The following is a 21,841-nucleotide window of genomic DNA, read 5'->3' as shown; positions in this document are numbered from 1 at the left end:
CCATCGGCTGCGTCAAGGAGTTGTGCATGCAAGCGCCCAAACACATAGTGGTACTGACCGGGGCCGGTATCTCGGCCGAGTCGGGTATCAAGACCTTTCGTGCCAGTGATGGCCTCTGGGAGGAGCACAAGGTGGAAGACGTGGCCACCCCTGAGGGCTACCATCGGGATCCCGTCCTGGTGCAGGGCTTCTACAACGCCCGCCGCCAACAGTTGCAGCAAGAGCAGATCCATCCCAATCCGGCCCATTACGCACTGGCGCGGCTGGAGCGTCTCTACCCCGAACAGATCACCCTGATCACCCAGAACATCGACAATCTGCATGAGCGGGCGGGTAGCCAGCGGCTTATCCATATGCATGGCGAGCTGCTCAGGGCGCGTTGCCCCGTCTCGGGACAAGTCATCGAGTGGCGTGGTGACTTGCATCAGGAGGAACTCTGCTCCTGCTGTCAGTTTCCCCAGCCGCTGCGCCCCCATGTGGTCTGGTTTGGCGAGATGCCTCTGGGTCTGGATCGCATCTATGGCGCCCTGGCACAATGCGATCTCTTCATCTCCATCGGCACCTCGGGGGCCGTCTATCCGGCGGCGGGTTTTGTCCATGAAGCAGGCCTCAATGGTGCCCACACCATAGAGCTCAATCTGGAGCCGAGCGAACTGGAGAGCCAATTCGATGAGAAACGCTATGGCCCCGCTTCCCTCTTGGTGCCAGCCTATGTCGATGAGCTGCTGCAACGTTGCGGGGTACACAAACCCAAGCCCGTCTCCGGGGAGGATTGGATGGAGATGAGGGATCGCCTCTGACGCGGGAGTCGTCTGCCACTGATTTATCTCACTATTTTCATTCAGCAAAGCCAATAAAGTTGCACTCCCGATGATATGTCAGCACACTCGAATGAGACAGTGTTGATGGATGTCACAATAGAGGGGTGCTGGATGCAAAGACACATATTCACCAGGTGGCTGGTCGCCGCCTTGCTGCTGAGCGGTGTGATGGCGCCATGGGCGCAGGCCGCGCAGAGCCCCATTCTGACGTTGACCGCCCCTGGTGGTGTCAGCAGAGAGTATGGGCTCCACGAACTGGGATCCCTGCCTCAGGTTGCCTTCGAAACGGAAACCCCCTGGACCAAGGGCAAGCATAGTTATCGCGGCCCCTTGCTGCGCGACCTGATCAGGCAGATCAGCCCCAATGCCGACCGGATCAATGTGGTGGCCCTGAACAATTACAGCCATGAGGTCAGGCTCTCGGACTATGCCGACTACCCGCTGATCCTGGCCATGAGCGAGAATGGCAAGATGTTGACCCGCCGCAACAAAGGGCCGCTCTGGCTGCTGGTGCCCTTCTCCGATCACCCCAAATTGAGTGAAGATCCCAATGTGCAGGCCTCGATGGTGTGGCAGATTGTCCGGTTAGAGATATTGGATTGACACGGCGCTCGCTGCAAAACCCGCTACTGATAGGGGTCTGTCTGCTGTTTATCGGCTCCTCCATCTGGGGGCTGATGCTGCAGAAGAAGCATGAACGGCTGGTCGACTACTTCTATCGCGGCTCCCACTGGAACATTCATCAGCTGCTGCTCGATTCACAGCGCTTCCTCTATGAGTTGAAGCTCTACCGCGCCGGGGTGGGGGACATGGCGACCCTCTCCCTCGAGTACGATCTGTTCTGGAACCGGATCGATGTCTTCCTGGTGAGCGATGAGACCCGGGTCGTGCGTGGCCAGCTTGGTCTGGCAGGTATCGCCAATGATCTGCTGGCTGATCTCAAGCTGATCGAGTCACAAATGGATGCAGGCAAGCTGGTGGAGGGGCCCGAGCTCGATCACATGCAAAAGCATCTGATCGCTTGCACCAAACGGCTCGAGCAGATCAGCCGGGTGGTGCTGACCGGGGAGGCGAGGGAGGCCTCCATCACCCAGATCCGTCGCAATATGCTGTTGCTGCAGGTCTGGCAACTCACCTTGCTGGTCGCCGGTGTGCTGCTGGTGGCTGCGCTGGTGCGGGCCAATGTGCTCAATCGTCGTCAGGCTCGCACCGATCCCCTCACTCAGCTTGGCAATCGGCTTGCCATGCACGAGCGGCTCGATGTCAGCCTGAGCCGTGCCCCGTTGGTGGCACTGGTCATTCTGGATCTCAAACGCTTCAAACTCGTCAATGATCAGCTGGGTTATCAGGTCGGTGATCGCCTGTTGCAGGTCGTTGCCGACAAGCTGGATGCCTGGCCCCATGGTGATGCCTTTCGCCTCGGCGGTGACGAATTTGCCTGTGTGCTCGACCAGTGTCCCGATGATGGGAGTTGCCTCGCCCGGGCAGAGGAGCTGATCGCCTTGCTTGCGTTCGAGTTTCGCACCAGGGAGAGCAGCTTCCAGCTCGCCTGTCGCCTCGGCCTGGCGCTGGCACAGCGGGGGGAAGACAGAGACAGGCTGATCGATCACTGCATCCTGGCCCTCAATCAGGCCAAGGGGGGCCAGCAGGGGGATCTGGTGCAATTCAGCCATGCCATGCTCGGCCAGCTGCAACTGCGCCATAACCGGGTGAGAGGGTTGCAGATCTGGCTGGAGCGGGGGCTGGGCATGCCGTTGACCCTGGTGTTGGAACCCATGATGGAGGCCCATCATCCTCAACCGGTAGCGATGCGGCTCAGCCTCAACTGGGGGCAGGGAGAGGCATGCAGCCTCAACTGGCTGGAGGAGTCCGGCCTGCTCGAGGAGGTACTCTCCCGGGTACTGGCCCAGGCGCATACCATGACGTCGCAGCCCTTGCTGCTGGGGCTGAGCAAGACGCAGCTCCTTCGACTGCTGCGCAGCCCTCTGGTGACCTTGACGCCGGCTTGCTTCATCGCAGGCTTGCCTTATCTGGCCAGAGACGATGCCGAGCTCAAGCAGCAGGTGCTCAAGGCAGGCCTGGTGCTGGCTTTGGAGGAGATTGGCAGCGCCACCCTGGCCCTGGCAAGAGGGGGCTGGCCGCTGGCCTACTGGACTCCGTGCCGTGAGGGCGAAGAGGAGGCTGCGGCCTTTCAGCCCTTGGTGCAAGCCATTGGCCTCAAGACCCTCAGGTCTGCCCGGCGGTGAGAGCTGTCCCGCCCAGCCGGGGCAGCAAGCGGCTTGCTATGTCGGGAATACAGATATGACGGAGCAACAGAAAGGGAGCCCTGGGCTCCCTTTCTGTTGTTTGGCTGCATGGGCCTTAGAGGCGGCGGCAGGATTGACGGATCACCAGATTTGGCTCCAGGGTGATCAAGCGATTCTCTATCTGCTGACCATTGATGCGAGCCAACAGCCGGGTCACGGCAAGACGGCCCAGCGCCTCCTTGGGCTGATTGATGGTGGTGAGCGGCGGTGACAGGTATTGGGCCAGCTCGACATTGTCATAGCCGATGAGGGAGATATCTTCCGGCACCCTGAGCCCGGCCTGATGGATGGCGCTGATGGCCCCCATGGCCATCATGTCGTTGAACACAAACAGAGCGCTCGGCCGTTCAGGTTGAGCCAGCAGGGTCTGCATGGCATTGAAACCGCTGGCACAATCGAACTCACCGGCTTGCAGCCACGCCGGGCGCACGGCCAGCTGGGCCTCTTCCATCGCCTGCTCGAAACCGGCCAGGCGCTGGGTCGCAGGGGCGCGTCCGGCCGGGCCCATGATGCAGCCAATGTCCCTGTGACCCAGCCCTATCAAGTGGCGGGTTGCCAGGTAGCCGCCCAGATGAGAGTTGTCGGCGATGAGATCGACCCTGTCGCTGTCCAGCCCCCAGTCCATGACCACCACCGGCAGGTTATCCAGCCAGTCGAGCTGGTTGAACACCTCCTGCTGCCCCTCGCTGCACATGATCAGCAGCCCATCCACCCGTTTGCGCAGCATCATCTTGAGGTAGGAGAGCGCGGTCTCGGTCTGGCCCTCGGTGTTGCCCAGCATCAGGTTGTAACCCTGCTCGAAGCAGTAGCGCTCCACCCCGCGCACCACTTCCGCGAAGAAGGGGTTGCTGGAGGTAGTGACCAGCATGCCGATGCTGTTGGTCTCTTTCACCTTGAGGCTGCGGGCCACCAGGCTGGGGGCATAGTTGAGGCTCTCCATGGCGGCGAAGACCCGCTCGCGGGTCGCATCGGCGACGACGCGAGTCTCATTGATGACGTGGGACACCGTGGTGGTGGAGACCCCGGCCTGGGCCGCGACTTGCTTGATGTTGGCCATCAGCCTTGCTGCCCGTCGAGGAAGGCGGTCACCTCCTCCTTGTGGGGAATGGCGCTCTGGGCGCCGAGCCGGGTCACCGACAGCGCCGCGGCGCCATGGGCGAAACGAACCGCCGCTGGAAAGTCCAACCCCGCCAGTTCGGCGGCCAACAGGGCGCCATTGAAGGTATCCCCGGCCGCCGTGGTGTCCACCGCCTCGACCCGAAAGCCCGGGATCAGTTGTTGCTGCCGGGTGTTGCTGCAATAGACCCCCTGGGCCCCCAGGGTGATCATCACATCGCTGATCCCCATCTGGTGGAAGCGGGCCGCCGCCTGAGCCGCGCTCGCCTCATCGGTGACGGCCACCCCGGTCAGCAGCTCGGCCTCGGTCTGGTTGGGGGTGATGAGATCCACCAGCGCCAGCAGCTCGGCAGGCAAGGGCTGGGCAGGCGCCGGATTGAGCACCACCCGGGTGCCACCGGCGCGGGCCAGACGGGCGGCCTCGAAGACGCTCTCCAGCGGCACCTCCAGCTGCAACAGCAGGGTGTGCGCCTCGGCGATGAGGCGACCATGGCGCTGTACCATGGCCGGGCAGAGGGCGCCATTGGCCTCGGCGGAGAGGCCTATGCTGTTCTCCCCCTCATCACTCACATAGATGATGGCGATGCCGGTGGGCAGGGTGGCATCTTCTTCCACCGCACCGACGTCGATACCATCCTCGGCAAAGCCTGCGCGCATCTCGCGGCCTATGGCATCTGCCCCTATGCGGGCGATGAAGGATACCTCGGCGCCGAGGCGGGCGGCGGCGACCGCCTGGTTGGCGCCCTTGCCGCCGGGTACCACTCGGTAACTGTGACCGGCCAGGGTCTCACCCGGGCGGGGAAAGTGCGGCACCCGCAGCACGTGATCGGCATTGACACTGCCCAGAACAACGAGACGATTCATAATGTTGCTTCCCTTGATGCATCTTGACTTGGGACTGCCCAAGGCGAGAGACACCGCTGATTGTGTTCGACTGAGAGGGGGAGGCTAGCCTCCCCCAGCTACTGTTACTTGCTGACCACTTGCAGGGGAACGGGTATGGATTTTTCTACCGGTTGGCCCTTGAGTACCTTGTCGGCGGTCTCGACGCCAATGGCACCGATCAGCGCCGGCTGCTGGGCGATGGTGGCGGCCAGTTTGCCACGGGCGACCGCGGCCTTGCCATCATCGGTGCCATCGAAACCGACGATCATCACCTGCTTGCCGGCGGCCTGTACGGCGCGAATGGCACCCAGCGCCATCTCGTCGTTCTGGGCGAACACGGCCTGGACGGTCGGGTGAGCCGCCAGAAGATTCTCCATCACGTTCAGACCCTTGGTACGGTCAAAGTCGGCAGGCTGGGAGGCCAGCACATCCAGCTGATGACCCTTCACCGCCAGGGCGAAGCCCTCGCCGCGATCCCGGGCCGCCGAGGTACCGGCGATCCCTTCGAGCTGAATGACCTTGGCGCCGCTCCCTAGCTGCTCGGCGATGAAGTCGCCCGCCAGCTTGCCGCCGGCCACGTTGTCGGAGGCGATGTGGGCCTTGACCTCACCCTGGGCCGCGCCGCGGTCCAGGGTCAGCACCGGGATATTGGCCTTGTTGGCCAGGCGGATGGCGTTACCGACCGCGTCCGAATCGGTGGGGTTGATCAGAATGGCGCTCACCTTGCGCACCGTCAGATCTTCCACGTTGGCGAGCTCCTTGGCCGGATCGTTCTGGGAGTCGAGCACCACCAGCTCATAACCGAGCTCCTTGGCCTTGGCCTCGGCGCCTTCCTTCATGGTGACGAAGAAGGGGTTGTTGAGGGTGGAGACCACCATGGCCAACGAGTGATCGGCTGCCTGGGCGGTGCCCAGCACGGACATGATGGCGGCGGCGAGCAGGGTATTGAGCTTTTTCATCGTTTCATTCCTTGTGCTTTTTGTTATGGGTGCGTGTGGTTGTCGTTATTTGCTTTTGTTGTCGATCATCACGGCGAGCAGTATCACGCTGGCCTTGGCGATCATCTGGTAATAGGAGGAGACGTCGAGCAGGTTGAGGGCATTGTTGAGGAAACCGATGATGAGCGCGCCTATCAGGGTGCCCATGATGCGCCCCTTGCCCCCCATCAGGCTGGTGCCCCCCAGTACCACGGCGGCGATGGCGTCGAGTTCATACCCCATGCCCGCGGTGGGTTGTGCCGACGACAGGCGGGAGGTGACGATGAGGCCTGCCAGGGCGGAGAGGGCGCCGCAGATGGCATAGACCGCCAGCTTGACTCTGTCCACATTGATGCCGGAGAGGCGAGTGGCCGACTCGTTGCCGCCCAGGGCATAGATGTAGCGCCCCAGACGGGTATGGTTGAGCAGGTACCAGGCGAGCAGGAAGACGATGGCCATCAGCCAGATCGGCACCGGCAGACCGAGCAGATAGCCGGTGCCGAGCCAGGCGAAGTGATCGGACCCTTCGCTAAAACCGGTGGAGATGGGCCGCCCCTCGGTATAGACCATGGTCACGCCACGCAGGGCGGTCATGGTGACCAGGGTGGCGATGAAGGCTTGCACCTTGCCCTTGGCGATGATGAGACCGCTGACGCCGCCGAGCAGGGCTCCGGCCCCCAGGGTGAGGGGGATGACCAGGGCGATGGGCAGCTCCATGGCGACCATGGTCGCGGCCAGGGCGCCGCACAGAGCCAGGACTGAGCCGACCGACAGATCGATGCCGGCGGTCAGGATGACCAGCGTCATGCCGACCGCCATGATGGCGTTGACCGAGGTCTGGCGCAGTATGTTGAGCAGGTTGTCGGCGGTGAAGAAGTTGGGGCTCAAGAAGGAGACCACGCCGATGAGCACCAGCAGCGCCACCAGGGATTTGTTCTCTATCCACCACTGCTTGCTCAGGAAGCCGGTGCGGGTCAGGGTCTGGGTTGTCATGAAATCGCCTCTTGTGCTACTTGCCACTGTTTTCCGACCGCCGCCGCCATCAGCTTCTCCTGATTGGCGTCTTTGGTATCAAATTCGGCGCTGATGCGCCCCTCGTGCATCACCAGGATGCGATCGCTCATGCCGAGCACTTCCGGCATCTCGGAGGAGACCAGGATGATGCTCATCCCCTCCTGCTTGAAGCGGTTGATGAGCTGGTAGATCTCTTTCTTGGCGCCGACGTCGACGCCGCGGGTCGGCTCATCGAGGATCAGCACCTTGGGACGGGTGAGCAGCCCCTTGGCGATGGCCACCTTCTGCTGGTTGCCACCGGAGAGCAGCTTGATGAGCTGTTCGGTGCTCGGGGTCTTGATGTTGAACAGACGCACATAGTCCTCTACCGCCTGACGCTCGGCCTTGCCGTCGATGCGGCCGCCCTTGTTGAATTCCCCAAGGGCGCACAGGCTCATGTTCTCCCGTACCGACAACTCCAGCACCAGGCCATCACCCTTGCGATCCTCCGAGATATAGGCAATGCCAGCGGCCAGACCATCGGCCGGGCTGCGGGGCCTGAGGGGCTGGCCGTCGACCTCGACCTGGCCGGCGCTCAGAGGGCTGGCGCCATAGATGAGCTTCATCAGCTCGGTGCGCCCCGATCCCATCAGGCCGCTGAAGCCGAGGATCTCACCCTGATGCAGGGTAAAGCTCACCTCGCGCACCCCGGGGCCCGCCACGCCCTCGACCATCAGGCTGACGGGGCCAAGATCGCGGCTAAGACGCGGGTACTGCTCTTCCAGCCGACGACCGACCATCATCTCGATGATCCTGTCTTCGTCGAGTTCACTCACCGGCTGCTCGCCAATCCACTTGCCATCGCGCAGTACCGTGACCCGGTCGCAGATCTCGAAGATCTCCTTCAAGCGGTGGGAGATGTAGACGATGCCGCAGCCCTGTTCACGCAGCTCGCGGATCACGGTGAACAGCTGCGCCGTCTCGGTGTCGGTGAGGGCATCGGTGGGCTCGTCCATGATGATGACGCTGGCATCGAACGACAGGGCCTTGGCTATCTCCACCATCTGCTGCTCGCCGATGGAGAGGTTGCCGAGCCGGGTGTCCGGCCTGTGCTTGACCCCGAGCCGCTGCAGCAGGGCGCCGGCGCGAGCACGCAACTGGCCATGGTCGATATTGCCAAAGCGGGTGCGGGGCTCGCGGCCGAGGAAGATGTTGGCGGCGATGGAGAGTCCCGGCAGCAGGTTCAGCTCCTGATGGATGATGCTGATCCCCTGATCCTGGGAGTCGCGGGGCCCCTTGAAACGTACCGGCTGACCGCGATAACTGAGGGTGCCGCTGTCGGCCTGATAGATGCCGGTCAGCACCTTCATCAGGGTGGATTTACCCGCCCCATTCTCGCCGAGCAGGGCCATCACCTCACCGGGATAGACCTTGAGCCCCGCCTCGTCGAGGGCTCGTACTCCGGGGAAGGTCTTGACGATGCCGCCAAGCTCGAGGATGGGGATAGGGGTTGTGCTCATCTTGGCTCCTTGGGCAGTCAAAAGGCGACGCCGGCGCAGAGGATCAGGTTGGCGTAGGGAGTGACCTCGCCGGTGCGCACTATCGCCTTGCTGGCCTGGCTACGGATTTTGAACGCCTCGTGAGAGAGGTAGTCGATGGTGATGGGCTTGCCCTGATCCCGCGCATGGGCCTCCAGCTGATCGAGCAGCGCCTGATGGGCGAGGGGGCTGACCGATTTGAGTTCGCTGGCGAGCAGGACTCGCTCCACCACCAGATCGGTGAGCAGGGCGCCGAGCACGGTTTCCAGACTCGGGGTGCCGGGGATCAGCGCCAGGTCGATACGTTCCGGGCCCGGGGGAATGGGGAGTCCGGCGTCGCACACCACTATCTCGTCGGTATGCCCCATCCGGGCCACCAGGGCGCTCAGGGGGGCATTGAGCAGCTTGCCTCGTTTCATACAGCACCTCATCAGGCGAGAGCCTGCGTCTCTGTGTTGAAGTAGGCAACCGGTTACGCAACCGGTTGCGTGGTGGATGGAAGGTAGGCGTTAATCGTTGCTGGATCCAGTGATCAGTAACGAAAGTGTGAAAACGATCTCAATGGTGGGGGATTAGAGGTGAAAAAGCGGGTGCCCGCACGCAGGCTCCCGCGCTGGGGATCAGATGGCAAGTGCCTGCTGCACGGCAGAGCGGGCCAGCATCCGGCGACTGTGCGCCGCCACCTTGGGGAATTCGTCGATGGCCACGCCATCGCTTTTGAGCCAGCTGGCCACCACGAACAGATAGATATCGGCCAGGCTGAATTGCTCCCCCAGCACCCAGGGACCGACCAGATAGTGGTTTTCTATCTCGGCGAAACCATCGCGCATGTTTTGCGGCATCTTGGCCTTCATGGCGGCGATGGCATGCTCGTCATCGGCCCAGCGGCTGCCACGGCGCCCGTGGGCATGGGAGATGTGCAGGGTGGCGGCGAGGAAGAGGTTGACCTCCTGCATCCTGGCCAGCAGGAAAAAGTCCTGCAGTGGTGCCAGCTTCGCGGCAGGGAAGCGCTGCGCCACATAGAGCAGCAGGGCCGGGGTCTCGGTCAAGACGCCATGCTCGGTGACCAGAGCCGGCACCCGCCCCTTGGGGTTGATGGCCAGATACTCTGGGCTGCGCTGCTCACCGGCAGCGAGATCAAGCTGCTTGATCTGGTGTGGGGCACCGGCTTCCACCAGGGCGATACGTACCGCCATGGCACAGGTGCCGGGGGCGAGATAGAGGGTCAGTTCAGACATTGCTGTTCTCCTTGGGTTAGGGGGCTGGGCGCACAAGGCTGGGGGACGCCGACCATCAAATGGGTCTTGGGCATGCTACCCCCATGCCGGGCAGGGGCCAAGTCGGCGCTGACGAACACCATTAATTTGGCTGATCGTCGAACGGTCAAAATGGTGATCCGCTCGGCCGTTGGCCTGTGAAATCAATGGCTTTATGAACGGCAGATAACAGGAAAAACGGCTACGCATGCCCGGTCAAATCGCTATAATGTGCCACCTTGGATCAGTGGTTTTCGATGTTGGATAGTCAATTGAGTAATAGAATGCGGATCGGCGGCTCTCTCGAGGAGTCCATGAGCAAAGGGTATCGGCTCGATGTAAGGGCAATACTGCAAGAGAGTTGGCAACAGACCCGCAGCAATGGATTGGGGATGTTGCTGGCCATCATGGGCGTCATGGCAATCTGGATCCTGCTCAGCAATGTGCTGCTCGCCCCCTTGCTCGAGAGTGAGAAGGAGGGCCTCGATAGCGCCATGTTTATCAGCTTGCTGATCACAGTGGTGATGGCACCCATGAGCTCGGCCCTCGATATGCTGGGGCTGCAGCAGGCGATCGGGGTGCGGGCCCGCGCCAGCCAGGTGTTCGATTTCTTCCGTCACTTTCTGCGTCTAGCCTTGCTCAGCCTGCTCGGCAGCCTGTTGACCAGTCTGTTTGGCCCCCTGTTCGATCTGTTGGGACTGCCCATGATGCTGGCCCTTATCCCCTCCGCATTGGTTGGCATGGGATTGCTGTTTACCGTGCCGCTGGTGCTGGAGCGGGGTCTGAGTCCGGCTCAGGCGATCCTGGTGTCGCTCAAGGTGTTTGCGCGCGGTTGGCCCTCGCTGTTATTGCTCCACGGCATCATGCTGGGACTCTGCCTGCTGGCCATGATCCCCATGGGATTGGGGCTTATCTGGGTAGCCCCCCTCTATTTCAACTGCAAAGGCATCCTCTACCGGGAGCTGTGCGGCGTCGCGGTGGAAGTGAGCGAGGCGCCCACGGCGGCGGATCATTTCAATGCATAAGGATTTGACATGAAAAGGCTTTTAACGTGCCTGATGATGGGGGGAGCCTTGCTGCCAGCGCCGCTGTTGGCGCAATCCCTGGTGCTCGATTACGGCACCTTCTATGGCCATATGAAGACGGAGCGCAAGGCTGACTTCGGCCTGGCCAGACTCGGTTTCTATTTGCGGGACTCGGAGACGGGGCAACCCTGTCTGGCGCAGTCGGTACGCATCCACAGCGACAACAGGGACAGGCCCGCGGAGGTCGCAGCCGACGGTGGCCTGACTCTGCCGTTTGATGAGCAGGTCTATCTCGACAAGGGCAAGGTGCTGCTCGAGATGGACGCGCCCCATGAGCGCTGCGATCTGTCGGTACAGGTGATGGCCAGTCTCAAGCCTGACAGTGAAGGGCGGGTTGCCCTGAGCGAGATCGCGGCCGCCCAGCGAGACATGCAGGCCCTGCTCGACAAGATGGCGGGCATGGTTGGCAAACACTTTCTGCCCGAGGTGGCCGGCGTGCGGGTATCCCTTGCACCTGTGAGCGGCACCGCCTATCTGGACAAGGGGAGTGAGCAGCTGGTTCTGCCCTGGAAAGAGGGCTCTCTGTTGCTGGGCAATGCCCAGCTGTCTGCGTTCGAAGGGGGCACCCTGCAACCCAATGGTGAACTGATCCGGCTCACTCCCTGGTTGCACAAGGGCTGACCATGGCCCGGTGAGTTGTGAGAGTAAAAAAAGGAGCGCCTCGGCGCTCCTTTTTCACAGGCTGATGCTGCTCTGAAACAGCGTCAGTGCCAAGGGCCGCGCTTAGCGCACTTCAATCACATCCAGCCTGTCCATCTCGTCGATGTTGAGCAGGGGAGCCGTCGGCAGCTCGGGGGGATCGAATGCCTTGTCGCCGCCATCTATGATGCCGGAGTCGCGGTTGATGCTCTTGAAATCGAACAGCTTGTGATCGAGCAGGTGACTCGGCACCACATCCTGAATGGCGGTGAACATGGTTTCGATACGGCCCGGGAAACGGCGATCCCAATCCTGCATCATCTGCTTGATCGCCTTGCGCTGCAGGTTCTCCTGGGAGCCACAGAGGTTGCAAGGAATGATGGGGAACTCCTTGATCTCGGCGTAGCGCGCCAGATCCTTCTCCTTGCAGTAGGCGAGGGGGCGGATGACCACGTTCTTGCCATCGTCACTCACCAGCTTGGGCGGCATGGACTTGAGCTTGCCACCGTAGAACATGTTGAGGAACAGCGTCTCGAGAATGTCGTCTCTGTGATGGCCGAGGGCTATCTTGGTGCAACCCAGCTCCAGGGCGCGGCGATAGAGGATGCCGCGACGCAGTCGTGAGCAGAGGGCGCAGGTGGTCTTGCCTTCGGGCACCTTCTCTTTGACGATGGCGTAGGTATCTTCCTCGACCACTTCGAAGGGAACACCCAGCTCAGCCAGATAGGCGGGCAGTATGTGCTCGGGGAAGCCTGGCTGCTTCTGATCCAGGTTGACGGCGATGAGGTCGAAATGGATGGGGGCACTGGCTTGCAGGCTCAGCAGTATGTCGAGCATACCGTAGCTGTCCTTGCCGCCAGAGAGGCAGACCATCACCTTGTCACCCTCTTCAATCATGTTGAAGTCGGCGATGGCCTGACCTACGTTGCGCCTGAGGCGCTTCTGCAGCTTGTTGAAACTGTATTTATCTTTGGTGTTCAGCTCTTGCACCATGACCTCAAACCCGGGACAAAAATAAGCGGCTTATTATAGCCATGTCCCGGGGGAGGGCAAGGATGCGTTACGGTTGGCTCGACTTCGTCTCGACCGGGCATTGGTAGTCGGTCGGCTTGAGGATCAGGATGTCGCAGGGCAAGCGGTCTATCACCTGCTCGGCCGTGTTGCCGAGCAAGGCGGCCGAGAGACCGGTACGGCCAACGCTGCCCATGATCATCAGACTCGCTTTGAGCTCCTCGGCCAGATCCGGCAGCACCTCTTCGGGCAAGCCTTCGGCGACCTTGGTCCAGAGGTGGTTTATCTGATATTTGTCGGCATGGGCGAGCAGCAGGGACTCATGATGCCGGCGGATCGCCTCGTTGTAGGCGTGGGGATCGAACTCGGGCAGCTCGATGGCGACATTGACAGGGGTGCCAGGGAAGGTATTGACCAGATAGAGGCTGGCGCCGAGCAGGTCGGCGACCCCCATGCCCTCCTCCGTGATGCGATCATTGAGATCCTGCTGCTCCTTGTCATCACTCGAACAGTTGATGGCGGCGATGATATTGCCGCCCCGCTGCCAATGACCCTCTTTTACCAACAATACCGGGCAGGGACACTTGCGCAGCAGATGCCAGTCGGTGGGGGTGAAGATGAAGGTCTGCAGGAAGTTGTGGTGATGGGTCGCCTTGACCACCAGATCATGTTTGCCGTTGAGCACCTCCTGAATGACGGACTCGAAGGGACGGCTGTGCCAGATGACCTTGACCTCACACTGCATGCCCCTGGCACGATAGGGGGTGAGGATCTCGTCCAGCCACTCCTGACGTTGACTGATGACGCCGGCGCGCATCTCGTCACGCTCCTCGCTCGAGAGCATGGCGGTCATCTCATACGAGAAGTCGTAGATGGTCAGTAACAGGGTCAGCTGTGCGTCTGTTTCCAGCTCGGCTACTTTGACTGCGCGCTCGAGTGCAATTTGGCGCTCTTGTTCCGGGTTGATAACTACCAGGATTTTTCGGTACTTGACCATGGGCTCCTCCTTGGACAAAAGACCAATGATGACAGGCCTTTAGCTTTTATAGCTTAGCGTAGGAGAAGCAGTAATGACGTGGGCCGGATCAAATTATTGGGGTCAACTTGATCCGGCGCAAGAGAAGAGTCTGTGATCAGGCGCAGGGCTGGCGAGGGGTGCCAGCCATGGTGGCGAGGGCATTGTGATTGAGCACGGTAATGTATTTGCCTTTGACCGCAATGAGCTCTGACTTCTGGAAGCGACCCAGCAGCCGACTGATGGTCTCGACGGTCAACCCCAGATAATTGCCGATGTCGCCCCGGGTCATGGAGAGACGAAACTCCTTGGCGGAGAAACCACGCTCGGAGAAGCGCTGGGAGAGGTTGCTCAGGAAGGCCGCGAGGCGCTCCTCGGCATTCTTCTTGGAGAGCAGCAGTATCATCTCCTGATCCCCCATGATCTCGTTGCTCATCAACCGCATGATCTGCTGGCGCAGCTTGGGCATCTTGCCGGAAAGATCGTCGAGGACATCGAAGGGGATCTCGCACACCATGGCCGTTTCCAGCGCCTGGGCGAAGGAGGGATGGATGTGCTTGTTGATGGCATCAAACCCGACCAGATCACCCGCGAGGTGGAAGGCGGTGATCTGCTCGTCCCCTTGCTCTGTGATGGTGTAAGACTTGATGGTCCCGGAGCGGATGGCGTAGAGGGATTTCAGCTCGTCGCCAGCCTTGAACAGCTCTTCACCTTTCTGAATAGGCTTCTTGCGCTCAATGATGCTGTCGAGCTGATCCAGTTCGCTGTCATTGAGGCTGAAGGGAATGCAGAGCTGGCTGATGCTGCAATCCTGGCAATGAATTGCACAGCCACCGCTCTGAATACGTCTGCCAGGTTTCTTGTCCGGGATCATAGGCTCATTTGAATAATTGATTTATATCAATCAAGTCTACCACCAACCCATCCATTTTGGATAGGGTTTCAAAGGGATGCCAGGCCGACCCAGAGGGTGTGCAGGCCATAGGCAATCAACAGCAAAGCGCCGGTGAGGCGTAGGCTGCGCAGGGTGAGCCAGTAACGCAACCTGTCCGCCAGGCCGCCCAGGGCAAACAGGGTGGGCAGTGTGCCTATGCCGAAACAGAGCATGATGAGGGCGCCCTTGGTGGCGGAGCCTGCCGCCGCACTCCAGGTCAGCATGGAATAGACCAGGCCGCAGGGCAGCCAACCCCACACCATGCCAAAGGGCAGCGCCTGGTGTGGATGGCGGAAGGGGAGGAACTTGCCTGCCAGTGGCCTGAGCCTGGGCCAGAGCCGGGCGCCGAGCCGCTCGAGCAGCAATATTCCCTGCCACCAGCCAGCCAAATAAAGCCCCAGGGCTATCATGAGCCCCCCGGCGAACAAGCGCAGATAGAGCAGAGCCTGTTTGCCCGCCCCCAACTCCCCCGTGGTGGCAAGCAGACCGCCCACCAGGGCGCCAGCCATCACATAGCTGAGGATGCGACCCAGATTGTAATAGAGCAGATAGCTGAGCCGGCCTGTGAAATGCTGCTGCGCTGGCGGAATGGCCATGGAGAGCGCAGCCGAGACACCGCCGCACATGCCGATGCAGTGGCCTGCCCCCGCGAGTCCGACCAGCAGGGCCCCCAGCAGATCAAGGTTGGTGGTCATCGGATGGGCGCTTGTTGGTTGTGGTTGACGTGGCGTCGTCTTCATCAAACAAGATGTTGGAGCCCTGGCGATCGAGATCCTCGAACTGCTCCGAGCGTATGGCCCAGAAGAAGACGAACACGGCGATGACCACGAACAGGATGGCGATGGGGATCAGAATGAAGATGATGTTCATGGGGCAAGCCTTGCGATGGGAGTGGCCGGGGTCATGGTAAACGAGTTGTCAGCCAAGATCCCGCTTGACGCAGTGAGTCGTGAAACTGCATTTGCATGGGCAATCTCCTTCACCGGTTCAGGCGCATGGAGTTGGTGACCACAATGAGGGAGCTCAGGGACATCCCTGCCGCCGCCAGATAGGGGGGCAGCCAGCCGCTGGCCGCCAGGGGCAATACCAGCAGGTTGTAACCGATGGACCAGGCGAAGTTCTCCTTGATGATCCTGCGGGTTCGCAGCGCCAGGGTGCGGGCCTCCAGCAGGCGGGTGAGATCATCGGCCAACAGGATGGCATCGGCACTGTTTTTCGCCAGATCCGTGCCCCCCGCCATGGCAAAAGAGGCGTGCGCCCCGGCCAGCACGGGGGCGTCGTTGATGCCGTCCCCCACCATGATACTGATGTCACCCCTCGCTTCGCACGCCTTGAGATAAGCCAGCTTGCCATCCGGGGTCACGCCCTTCACCAACTCGTCCACCCCCAGGGTACGTGCCACCTCGTCGGCCTGAGCGGAACCATCGCCGGTGAGTATGGTGGTCTTGAGCCCGGCGGCCTTGAAGGCCTGGATCAGGGCCAGGGCATCCGGGCGCAGGCTGTCTTCCAACAAGAAGCGGGCGAGGGGGCCCTTGTCATCGGCAAGATAAACGCTCAGGCCTGGCACCTCTTCATCCGGTGAAATACCAAGCCAGCGGGCGCTGCCGAGTCGATAGGACTGCCCGGCAATGAGGCCGGCGACGCCGTGGCCGATCACCGGCTGGATGTCGCGAGTGGCGAGCAGTACCTCTCCCGGGGCGCGAAAGGCGCGGGCGATGGGGTGTTCGGATTGGGACTCCAACGCCCGGGCGATGGCCAGGCAGTGAGCCTCATCCTGATTGCCAAGCAGCTGGATGGCGGCGAGGCGCACCTCCCCGGTGGTGAGGGTGCCTGTCTTGTCCATCACCACCCGGTTGGCCCGGGTCAGGATATCGAGCACATGGCCGCGGCGCAGCAATATGCCGGTGCGGGTGAGGTGGGCCGTGGCCGAGGTGAGCGCGGTCGGTGTGGCCAGCGACAAGGCGCAGGGGCAGGTGGCGACCAGGACCGCCAGGGCTATCCAGAAGGCCTGATCCGGTTGATGGAGGTGCCAGTAAGTCCAGACCAGCGCGGCAATGATCAGCAACACCAGGATGAAGTGGCGGGAGAGGGTATCGGCCAGCTCGGCGATGGCCGGTTTGTCGATGAGTGCCTCATCCTGCAGGCGCATGATCTGGGCGATACGAGACTGGGCGATGGGCTGATTGACCCGCACCAGCAGCGGGGCGTCGGTATTGATGGTGCCCGCATAGACGGTGTCGCCACGGCGCTTGCACAGGGGTAACTGCTCTCCGGTCAGCATGGCCTCGTTCACGTTGGCCTCTCCCTCGACGATGATGCCATCGCCGGGGAGGGTGGCACCGGCCAGCACCCGCACGCTGTCCCCTACCTTGAGGGTCTTGGCGGCCACCTCATGGTCGCCCTGCTCATCGACCAGGGTTGCCATGATGGGTACCAAACGTGCCAGGTTGGAGCTCGACTCCGAGGCCTTGCGCCTGGCCCGCAACTCGAGAAATCGGCCGAGCAGCAGGAAGAAGACGAACATGGTGATGGAGTCGTAATAGACCTCACCGGTGTTGAAGACGGTGGCCCAGATGGAGGCGACGAAGGCACCGATCAGCGCCAGGGATACCGACACATCCATGGAGAGCTGCCCTTGGCGCAGGCTGCGCCAGGCGCCCAGGTAAAATGGCTGGGCCGAATAGATCATGATGGGGGTGGAGAGCAGCAGGCTTATCCACTTGAAGTAGATCATGAACTCCTCTTCGACACTGATGAAGAGATCCATATAGAGGGCCACGGCGCACATCATCACCTGCATGGACCCCAGACCCGCCAATCCCATGCGATAGAGGTAGCTCTTCACCTCGCGGGCATAGAGGGCTTCTTGTTGATGGGTCTGGAAGGGGTAGGCGCGATAGCCTATCCGGGCGAACCCCTTGAGGATGTCGCTCAGGGAGAGCTGCAAGGGATCCCACTTGATGCGGGCCCTGTGGGTGGTGCTGTTGACCACGATGTAGCTCAAGCCATCGAGAGTGTTGAGATGGCGTTCGATGAGCCAGGCACAGGCGGCGCAGCTGAGCCCTTCGACACTGAGCTGGATCTCCCGCAGCGTCCCGGAGTCGGTGACGAACTCCTGCTGTACCTCGGCCAAGTCATAGTGGCTGAGGGCGGCCAGTTCGGCGGGGATCAGCTCCCCCTTGGCGCCGGGGGCGGTGCGGTGTTCGTAATAACTGGCGAGGCCGCACTCCATGATGGTCTGGGCCACGGCCTGGCAGCCAGGGCAGCACATGGGGCGGAGAATGCCTTTTATCTCGAAGGCATACTGGCTGTTGGCAGGTACCGGCTCGCCACAGTGGAAACAGCCCGTCATGACTAGCGTCCCTTGGGATCGAGTTCGACCGGCGCTGCCAGGGGGAAATGTACTGTCTCTTGCAAGCGCCACTCATGGTCGAAGGCATCGACCCGGATATGCCACTTGCCGGTGAGGGGTTGGTCGAGGTGCAAACGATAGACGCCGCTGGCATCGCTGGTGAGCAGATAGTCGCTGTCACGACCCGCCAGAGTCGGGTGGAACAGAGAAAGGCGCAGGGCCTGATTGGGGACCAGATCGCCACTCACCGGCTTGAGGGTCAGTTCGCTCTCCTGAAGGTTCAACGCGATGTGGACGTTGAGCGCCTCGGCACGGTCAAACTTGCTGAGGTCCTGATTGATCTCTTTCCCTTGCTTGTAATAGTCCTCCGCCACCAGATTGACCCCATCCTTGCTGGCAATGATGGCGGTGGCAATGCCGGCGACGACGACAGTGGCGGGAAGGGCGATGATGAACCAGGGCCAGAATTGGCGATACCAGGGTTGAGTCATAGTGCTACCGAAACCTATGATTAACGAAACTGAGGATTTTTAGACAAAACAAGATAACAAAAAGCCTCGAAGAGTCGAGGCTTTTTGCTGAGTAATCACGTGTTTATCACATGTTACTGCTGTTATTGCGCGCTTTCGCCAGTGTGGGACAAACCGTACACATAGGAGGCGAGCAGCTGCACCTTGTCTTCACCCAGGATATCTTTCCAGGCTGGCATCACGCCGTGACGACCATGGGTGATGGTCTCCTCGACGACCTGACGGGAACCGCCATAGAGCCAGGTGGTGTTGGTGAGATCCGGGGCGCCAAAGGCGGTGCCACCCTTGGCATCCGGGCCGTGGCAGGCGGCGCACACCGCGAAGCGTGTCTCCCCTTTCTTGGCTTCCACCATGTCGACCTTGCGACCGGACAGGTTCAGCACATAGGAGGCCACCTCTTTGACGCCATCCTTGCCCAGGATATCTCCCCAGGCTGCCATGATGCCCTGACGGCCATTCATGATGGTGGTCTTGATGTCGGACGGCTTGCCGCCCCACTGCCATTCGGCATCGGTCAGGTTCGGGAAGCCGCGACCGCCGCGGGCATCCGAGCCATGGCACTGGGCGCAGTTTTGCAAGAAGAGGCGTTGACCAACCTTGCGAGCCTCAGGATCGGCGGCTATCTCCTCGATGGCTTTATAGGTCTTGCCATCGGCCTGATAGGCCAACTCCTTGAACTTGGCGCCGTAGACGGCATCCGCTTTGGCCAGCTCACGGTCATACTCGACCGCACTGCCATTGCTCTTGGCAGCCTCGGCGGCGGCCTTGCCTTGCGCCAGGGAGCGGATGTCCTGGTGGGAGCTCTGCCAGCCCAGCAGCCCCTTCCAGTTACCCAGCCCCGGGAAGGCGAGCAGGTAGAGCAGCCCAATCACTATCATGAAGAGGAACATGTAGGTCCACCATTTGGGCAGTGGGTTGTTCAGCTCTTCGATGCCGTCGAAGGCGTGGCCCATGGACTGGCCCTCTTCGACACCCATCTTGTCATTGCGACACCACATGAGCAGCAAGAAGCAGCCCACTATGGTACCCAGTGACACCAAGGTCACAAAAATGCTTAACAGAGTGCTCATTATTGCTTCGCTCCTGCGTTCTTGTTATCAGCACTGGGTTGCTCGTCGTCGGCAAAAACCAGGTTGGCGGCCTCGTCAAAGGAGGCTTTGCGGCGCTTGCTGTAAGCCCAGCCGATGATGCCAAACATCATCAGCATCAGCAGCAGGGTGTAGAGTCCGCGAAAAGTGCCGTAATCCATTTCCATACTCCTTATTTCAAGGCATGGCCCAGTGATTGCAGATAGGCGATCAGGGCATCGAGCTCACTCTTGCCTTTCACCGCGTCCTTGGCACCCTCGATGTCTGCATCCGTATAGGGCACACCGAAGTGATCCCGGAACAGCGCCAGCTTCTTGCCGGTCAGTTCGCCGCTCAAGACATTGGTTTCAAGCCAGGGGAAACTCGGCATGTTGGACTCGGGGACCACGTCGCGCGGGTTGATCAGGTGAGCGCGGTGCCAGTCATCGGAGTAACGACCGCCGACCCGGGCCAGATCCGGGCCGGTACGCTTGGAGCCCCACAGGAAGGGGTGCTCCCAGACGCTCTCTCCGGCGACCGAGTAGTGACCGTAACGTTCGGTCTCGGCGCGGAACGGGCGGATCATCTGGCTGTGACAGACGGTACAGCCTTCGCGGATGTAAATATCACGACCTTCCATCTGCAGGGCGGTGTAGGCCTTGAGGCCCTCCACCGGCTCATTGGTCTGCTTCTGGAAGAACAGCGGCGTGATCTCGACCAGGCCTCCCAGGCTGATGGCAAAGATGATGCCTATCACCAGCATGGGGACGCTTTTCTCAAAGATTTCGTGACGATTATTATTGCTCATGCTTTAACCCCTTCAGATCAGGCTGGCTGCGCGATGGGTTCGAGGGAACCCTTGGGCGCAGTAATGGTGCGATAGGCGTTGTAGGCCATCAGCAGCATACCGGTGACGAAGAAACAGCCACCCAGGAAGCGCACGAAGTAGAAGGGATAGGAAGCCTGCAGTGCCTCCACGAAGCTGTAGGTCAAGGTGCCGTCATCGTTGACCGCACGCCACATCAGGCCCTGCATCACGCCGGAAATCCACATGGCGACGATGTAGAGCACGGTGCCGACGGTGGCCAGCCAGAAGTGGATGTTGATCAGGCGCACGCTGTACATCCGCCCCTGGTCGAACAGGTTAGGGATCAGGTGGTAGACGGCACCGATGGAGATCATGGCAACCCAGCCCAGGGCGCCGGAGTGGACGTGGCCTATGGTCCAGTCGGTGTAGTGGGAGAGGGCATTGACGGTCTTGATGGCCATCATGGGGCCTTCGAAGGTGGACATGCCATAGAACGACAGCGAGACGATCAGGAAACGCAGCACCGGATCGTAACGCAGTTTATGCCAGGCGCCGGACAGGGTCATGATGCCGTTGATCATGCCGCCCCAGGAGGGCACGAACAGGATGAGGGACATCACCATCCCCAATGACTGTGCCCAGTCAGGCAGCGCCGTGTAGTGCAGGTGGTGCGGACCGGCCCAGATGTAGAGGGAGATCAGCGCCCAGAAGTGCACGATGGAGAGGCGGTAGGAGTAGACCGGACGGCCAGCCTGCTTGGGCACGAAGTAGTACATCATCCCCAGGAAGCCGGCGGTGAGCAGGAAGCCGACCGCGTTATGGCCATACCACCACTGCACCATGGCATCGGTGGCGCCCGAGTAGACGGAGTAGGACTTCATTCCGCTGACCGGGATCTCCAGGTTGTTGACGATGTGCAGCACGGCCACCGTGATGATGAAGGCGCCGAAGAACCAGTTCGCCACATAGATGTGGGAGGTGGTGCGCTTCATCAGGGTGCCAAAGAAGACGATGGCGTAAGAGACCCAGACCACGGCGATGGCGATGTCGATGGGCCACTCCAGCTCGGCGTACTCTTTCGAGCTGGTGTACCCCATGGGCAGGGAGATGGCAGCGGCGATGATGATGGCTTGCCAACCCCAGAACACAAAGCCGACCAAGGGGCCACCAAATAGCCGGGTCTGGCAGGTGCGCTGTGCCACGTAGAAGGAGGTCGCCATCAGGGCGCTACAACCGAAGGCGAAGATGACCGCGTTGGTGTGCAGGGGGCGAAGGCGGCTGTAGGTCAGCCAGGGGGTATCGAAGTTGAGGGCAGGCCAGATAAGTTGGGCTGCAATCAGTACCCCTACCGACATGCCGACAATTCCCCAGACAATAGTCATGACGGTGAACTGACGGACAACCTTGTAGTTGTACTCAGGGTGGTTTGTTGTATGGCTCATCGTTGTATTCCGCTTCCGATGCTGCTGTTGTTTGATTTTTGTCCTGTGACAAGGACTGACAACTAA

At 61.0% G+C, this 21,841-nt stretch carries 23 protein-coding genes; 5 read left to right on the top strand and 18 right to left on the bottom strand.

All coding sequences use genetic code 11. The features are described 5' to 3' along the window. The first annotated feature begins 26 nt into the window (after nt 1-26). From cobB to M2367_RS06440, 3 genes are all read left to right on the top strand, one after another. A complete protein-coding gene (gene cobB / locus M2367_RS06450) occupies nt 27-800 on the top strand; it encodes a Sir2 family NAD+-dependent deacetylase (protein WP_259236176.1) in 774 nt (257 codons plus the stop codon). A 132-nt stretch (nt 801-932) separates the two neighbouring features. Next, nucleotides 933-1,424 carry a molybdopterin-dependent oxidoreductase gene (locus tag M2367_RS06445; protein ID WP_259236175.1) on the top strand — a complete coding sequence of 164 codons (492 nt, stop codon included), beginning with the start codon at nt 933-935 and terminating at the stop codon, nt 1,422-1,424. After that, complete coding sequence (locus tag M2367_RS06440) at nt 1,421-3,067, top strand: GGDEF domain-containing protein (RefSeq protein ID WP_259236174.1); 1,647 nt, start codon at nt 1,421-1,423, stop codon at nt 3,065-3,067. The genes M2367_RS06445 and M2367_RS06440 overlap by 4 nt, the downstream gene beginning before the upstream one ends. A gap of 115 nt (nt 3,068-3,182) precedes the next feature. Here the strand turns inward: M2367_RS06440 and M2367_RS06435 are convergent, their stop codons facing one another. From M2367_RS06435 to M2367_RS06405, 7 genes are all read right to left on the bottom strand, one after another. Beyond that, the gene (locus M2367_RS06435; protein WP_042042424.1) at nt 3,183-4,184 is read right to left on the bottom strand and encodes a substrate-binding domain-containing protein; all 1,002 of its coding nucleotides are present in this window, start codon (nt 4,182-4,184) and stop codon (nt 3,183-3,185) included. Beyond that, nucleotides 4,184-5,107, bottom strand: a complete 924-nt coding sequence (gene rbsK / locus M2367_RS06430; protein ID WP_259236173.1) for a ribokinase — start codon at nt 5,105-5,107, stop codon at nt 4,184-4,186. The genes M2367_RS06435 and rbsK overlap by 1 nt, the downstream gene beginning before the upstream one ends. Before the next feature lie 104 nt (nt 5,108-5,211). Continuing rightward, nucleotides 5,212-6,087, bottom strand: coding sequence for a ribose ABC transporter substrate-binding protein RbsB (gene rbsB, locus M2367_RS06425; RefSeq protein ID WP_259236172.1), 876 nt, complete (start codon nt 6,085-6,087; stop codon nt 5,212-5,214). 45 nt (nt 6,088-6,132) lie between these two features. Beyond that, entirely contained in the window at nt 6,133-7,098 is a 966-nt protein-coding gene (gene rbsC / locus M2367_RS06420) for a ribose ABC transporter permease (protein WP_042042429.1), read from the bottom strand. Continuing rightward, entirely contained in the window at nt 7,095-8,618 is a 1,524-nt protein-coding gene (gene rbsA, locus M2367_RS06415) for a ribose ABC transporter ATP-binding protein RbsA (protein WP_259236171.1), read from the bottom strand. The genes rbsC and rbsA overlap by 4 nt, the downstream gene beginning before the upstream one ends. A 17-nt stretch (nt 8,619-8,635) precedes the next feature. Then, on the bottom strand, nt 8,636-9,055 hold the full coding sequence (rbsD, locus tag M2367_RS06410) for a D-ribose pyranase (RefSeq protein ID WP_259236170.1): 420 nt from the start codon (nt 9,053-9,055) through the stop codon (nt 8,636-8,638). 201 nt (nt 9,056-9,256) lie between these two features. Continuing rightward, complete coding sequence (locus tag M2367_RS06405) at nt 9,257-9,874, bottom strand: glutathione S-transferase family protein (RefSeq protein ID WP_259236169.1); 618 nt, start codon at nt 9,872-9,874, stop codon at nt 9,257-9,259. 302 nt (nt 9,875-10,176) lie between these two features. Here M2367_RS06405 and M2367_RS06400 point away from each other — a divergent pair, with 302 nt between their 5' ends. Both M2367_RS06400 and M2367_RS06395 read left to right on the top strand, forming a co-directional pair. Then, entirely contained in the window at nt 10,177-10,917 is a 741-nt protein-coding gene (locus M2367_RS06400) for a hypothetical protein (protein WP_042042433.1), read from the top strand. Between the two features lie 9 nt (nt 10,918-10,926). Beyond that, nucleotides 10,927-11,598, top strand: coding sequence for a DUF2987 domain-containing protein (locus tag M2367_RS06395; protein WP_259236168.1), 672 nt, complete (start codon nt 10,927-10,929; stop codon nt 11,596-11,598). A 102-nt stretch (nt 11,599-11,700) separates the two neighbouring features. Here the strand turns inward: M2367_RS06395 and ttcA are convergent, their stop codons facing one another. From ttcA to ccoN, 11 genes are all read right to left on the bottom strand, one after another. Then, a complete protein-coding gene (gene ttcA / locus M2367_RS06390; RefSeq protein WP_042042435.1) occupies nt 11,701-12,609 on the bottom strand; it encodes a tRNA 2-thiocytidine(32) synthetase TtcA in 909 nt (302 codons plus the stop codon). Nucleotides 12,610-12,676: 67 nt separating this feature from the next. Beyond that, nucleotides 12,677-13,624 (bottom strand): universal stress protein UspE, encoded by a 948-nt coding sequence (uspE, locus tag M2367_RS06385; RefSeq protein ID WP_042042436.1) that lies wholly within the window; start codon nt 13,622-13,624, stop codon nt 12,677-12,679. Nucleotides 13,625-13,760: 136 nt separating this feature from the next. Further along, nucleotides 13,761-14,516, bottom strand: coding sequence for an FNR family transcription factor (locus M2367_RS06380; RefSeq protein WP_042042437.1), 756 nt, complete (start codon nt 14,514-14,516; stop codon nt 13,761-13,763). 68 nt (nt 14,517-14,584) lie between these two features. Beyond that, nucleotides 14,585-15,271, bottom strand: a complete 687-nt coding sequence (locus tag M2367_RS06375) for a sulfite exporter TauE/SafE family protein (protein WP_259236167.1) — start codon at nt 15,269-15,271, stop codon at nt 14,585-14,587. Beyond that, nucleotides 15,255-15,446 (bottom strand): cbb3-type cytochrome oxidase assembly protein CcoS, encoded by a 192-nt coding sequence (gene ccoS, locus M2367_RS06370; protein WP_259236166.1) that lies wholly within the window; start codon nt 15,444-15,446, stop codon nt 15,255-15,257. The genes M2367_RS06375 and ccoS overlap by 17 nt, the downstream gene beginning before the upstream one ends. Nucleotides 15,447-15,555: 109 nt before the next feature. Continuing rightward, on the bottom strand, nt 15,556-17,928 hold the full coding sequence (locus M2367_RS06365) for a heavy metal translocating P-type ATPase (RefSeq protein ID WP_259236165.1): 2,373 nt from the start codon (nt 17,926-17,928) through the stop codon (nt 15,556-15,558). A gap of 2 nt (nt 17,929-17,930) precedes the next feature. Continuing rightward, on the bottom strand, nt 17,931-18,419 hold the full coding sequence (locus tag M2367_RS06360) for a FixH family protein (RefSeq protein ID WP_042042441.1): 489 nt from the start codon (nt 18,417-18,419) through the stop codon (nt 17,931-17,933). 122 nt (nt 18,420-18,541) lie between these two features. Next, on the bottom strand, nt 18,542-19,528 hold the full coding sequence (ccoP, locus tag M2367_RS06355; RefSeq protein ID WP_042042443.1) for a cytochrome-c oxidase, cbb3-type subunit III: 987 nt from the start codon (nt 19,526-19,528) through the stop codon (nt 18,542-18,544). Further along, nucleotides 19,528-19,707 (bottom strand): CcoQ/FixQ family Cbb3-type cytochrome c oxidase assembly chaperone, encoded by a 180-nt coding sequence (locus tag M2367_RS06350; protein ID WP_042042444.1) that lies wholly within the window; start codon nt 19,705-19,707, stop codon nt 19,528-19,530. Before M2367_RS06350 ends, ccoP begins: the two co-directional genes overlap by 1 nt. 11 nt (nt 19,708-19,718) lie before the next feature. Continuing rightward, entirely contained in the window at nt 19,719-20,333 is a 615-nt protein-coding gene (ccoO, locus tag M2367_RS06345) for a cytochrome-c oxidase, cbb3-type subunit II (RefSeq protein ID WP_042042446.1), read from the bottom strand. A 17-nt stretch (nt 20,334-20,350) separates the two neighbouring features. After that, entirely contained in the window at nt 20,351-21,775 is a 1,425-nt protein-coding gene (ccoN, locus tag M2367_RS06340) for a cytochrome-c oxidase, cbb3-type subunit I (RefSeq protein ID WP_042042447.1), read from the bottom strand. Nucleotides 21,776-21,841 lie beyond the last annotated feature (66 nt).

The sequence above is a fragment of the Aeromonas sp. BIGb0445 genome (assembly GCF_024809075.1).
Taxonomy (GTDB): domain Bacteria; phylum Pseudomonadota; class Gammaproteobacteria; order Enterobacterales; family Aeromonadaceae; genus Aeromonas; species Aeromonas rivuli.
Note: the sequence above shows the minus strand (reverse complement) of the source record. Positions and strands in the feature narration are given on the sequence as shown.

Bases quoted from the DNA above. Each gene is read 5' to 3' on its own strand.
- M2367_RS06405 (WP_259236169.1), bottom strand. From the start codon at position 9,874: ATGTCTGAACTGACCCTCTATCTCGCCCCCGGCACCTGTGCCATGGCG.
- M2367_RS06350 (WP_042042444.1), bottom strand. From the start codon at position 19,707: ATGGATTACGGCACTTTTCGCGGACTCTACACCCTGCTGCTGATGCTG.
- M2367_RS06380 (WP_042042437.1), bottom strand. From the start codon at position 14,516: ATGATCCCGGACAAGAAACCTGGCAGACGTATTCAGAGCGGTGGCTGT.
- ccoN (WP_042042447.1), bottom strand. From the start codon at position 21,775: ATGAGCCATACAACAAACCACCCTGAGTACAACTACAAGGTTGTCCGT.
- uspE (WP_042042436.1), bottom strand. From the start codon at position 13,624: ATGGTCAAGTACCGAAAAATCCTGGTAGTTATCAACCCGGAACAAGAG.
- rbsK (WP_259236173.1), bottom strand. From the start codon at position 5,107: ATGAATCGTCTCGTTGTTCTGGGCAGTGTCAATGCCGATCACGTGCTG.
- ttcA (WP_042042435.1), bottom strand. From the start codon at position 12,609: ATGGTGCAAGAGCTGAACACCAAAGATAAATACAGTTTCAACAAGCTG.
- ccoO (WP_042042446.1), bottom strand. From the start codon at position 20,333: ATGAGCAATAATAATCGTCACGAAATCTTTGAGAAAAGCGTCCCCATG.
- M2367_RS06395 (WP_259236168.1), top strand. From the start codon at position 10,927: ATGAAAAGGCTTTTAACGTGCCTGATGATGGGGGGAGCCTTGCTGCCA.
- M2367_RS06400 (WP_042042433.1), top strand. From the start codon at position 10,177: ATGCGGATCGGCGGCTCTCTCGAGGAGTCCATGAGCAAAGGGTATCGG.
- M2367_RS06360 (WP_042042441.1), bottom strand. From the start codon at position 18,419: ATGACTCAACCCTGGTATCGCCAATTCTGGCCCTGGTTCATCATCGCC.
- M2367_RS06375 (WP_259236167.1), bottom strand. From the start codon at position 15,271: ATGACCACCAACCTTGATCTGCTGGGGGCCCTGCTGGTCGGACTCGCG.
- rbsA (WP_259236171.1), bottom strand. From the start codon at position 8,618: ATGAGCACAACCCCTATCCCCATCCTCGAGCTTGGCGGCATCGTCAAG.
- ccoP (WP_042042443.1), bottom strand. From the start codon at position 19,528: ATGAGCACTCTGTTAAGCATTTTTGTGACCTTGGTGTCACTGGGTACC.
- M2367_RS06445 (WP_259236175.1), top strand. From the start codon at position 933: ATGCAAAGACACATATTCACCAGGTGGCTGGTCGCCGCCTTGCTGCTG.
- rbsC (WP_042042429.1), bottom strand. From the start codon at position 7,098: ATGACAACCCAGACCCTGACCCGCACCGGCTTCCTGAGCAAGCAGTGG.
- M2367_RS06365 (WP_259236165.1), bottom strand. From the start codon at position 17,928: ATGACGGGCTGTTTCCACTGTGGCGAGCCGGTACCTGCCAACAGCCAG.
- ccoS (WP_259236166.1), bottom strand. From the start codon at position 15,446: ATGAACATCATCTTCATTCTGATCCCCATCGCCATCCTGTTCGTGGTC.
- cobB (WP_259236176.1), top strand. From the start codon at position 27: ATGCAAGCGCCCAAACACATAGTGGTACTGACCGGGGCCGGTATCTCG.
- M2367_RS06435 (WP_042042424.1), bottom strand. From the start codon at position 4,184: ATGGCCAACATCAAGCAAGTCGCGGCCCAGGCCGGGGTCTCCACCACC.
- rbsD (WP_259236170.1), bottom strand. From the start codon at position 9,055: ATGAAACGAGGCAAGCTGCTCAATGCCCCCCTGAGCGCCCTGGTGGCC.
- rbsB (WP_259236172.1), bottom strand. From the start codon at position 6,087: ATGAAAAAGCTCAATACCCTGCTCGCCGCCGCCATCATGTCCGTGCTG.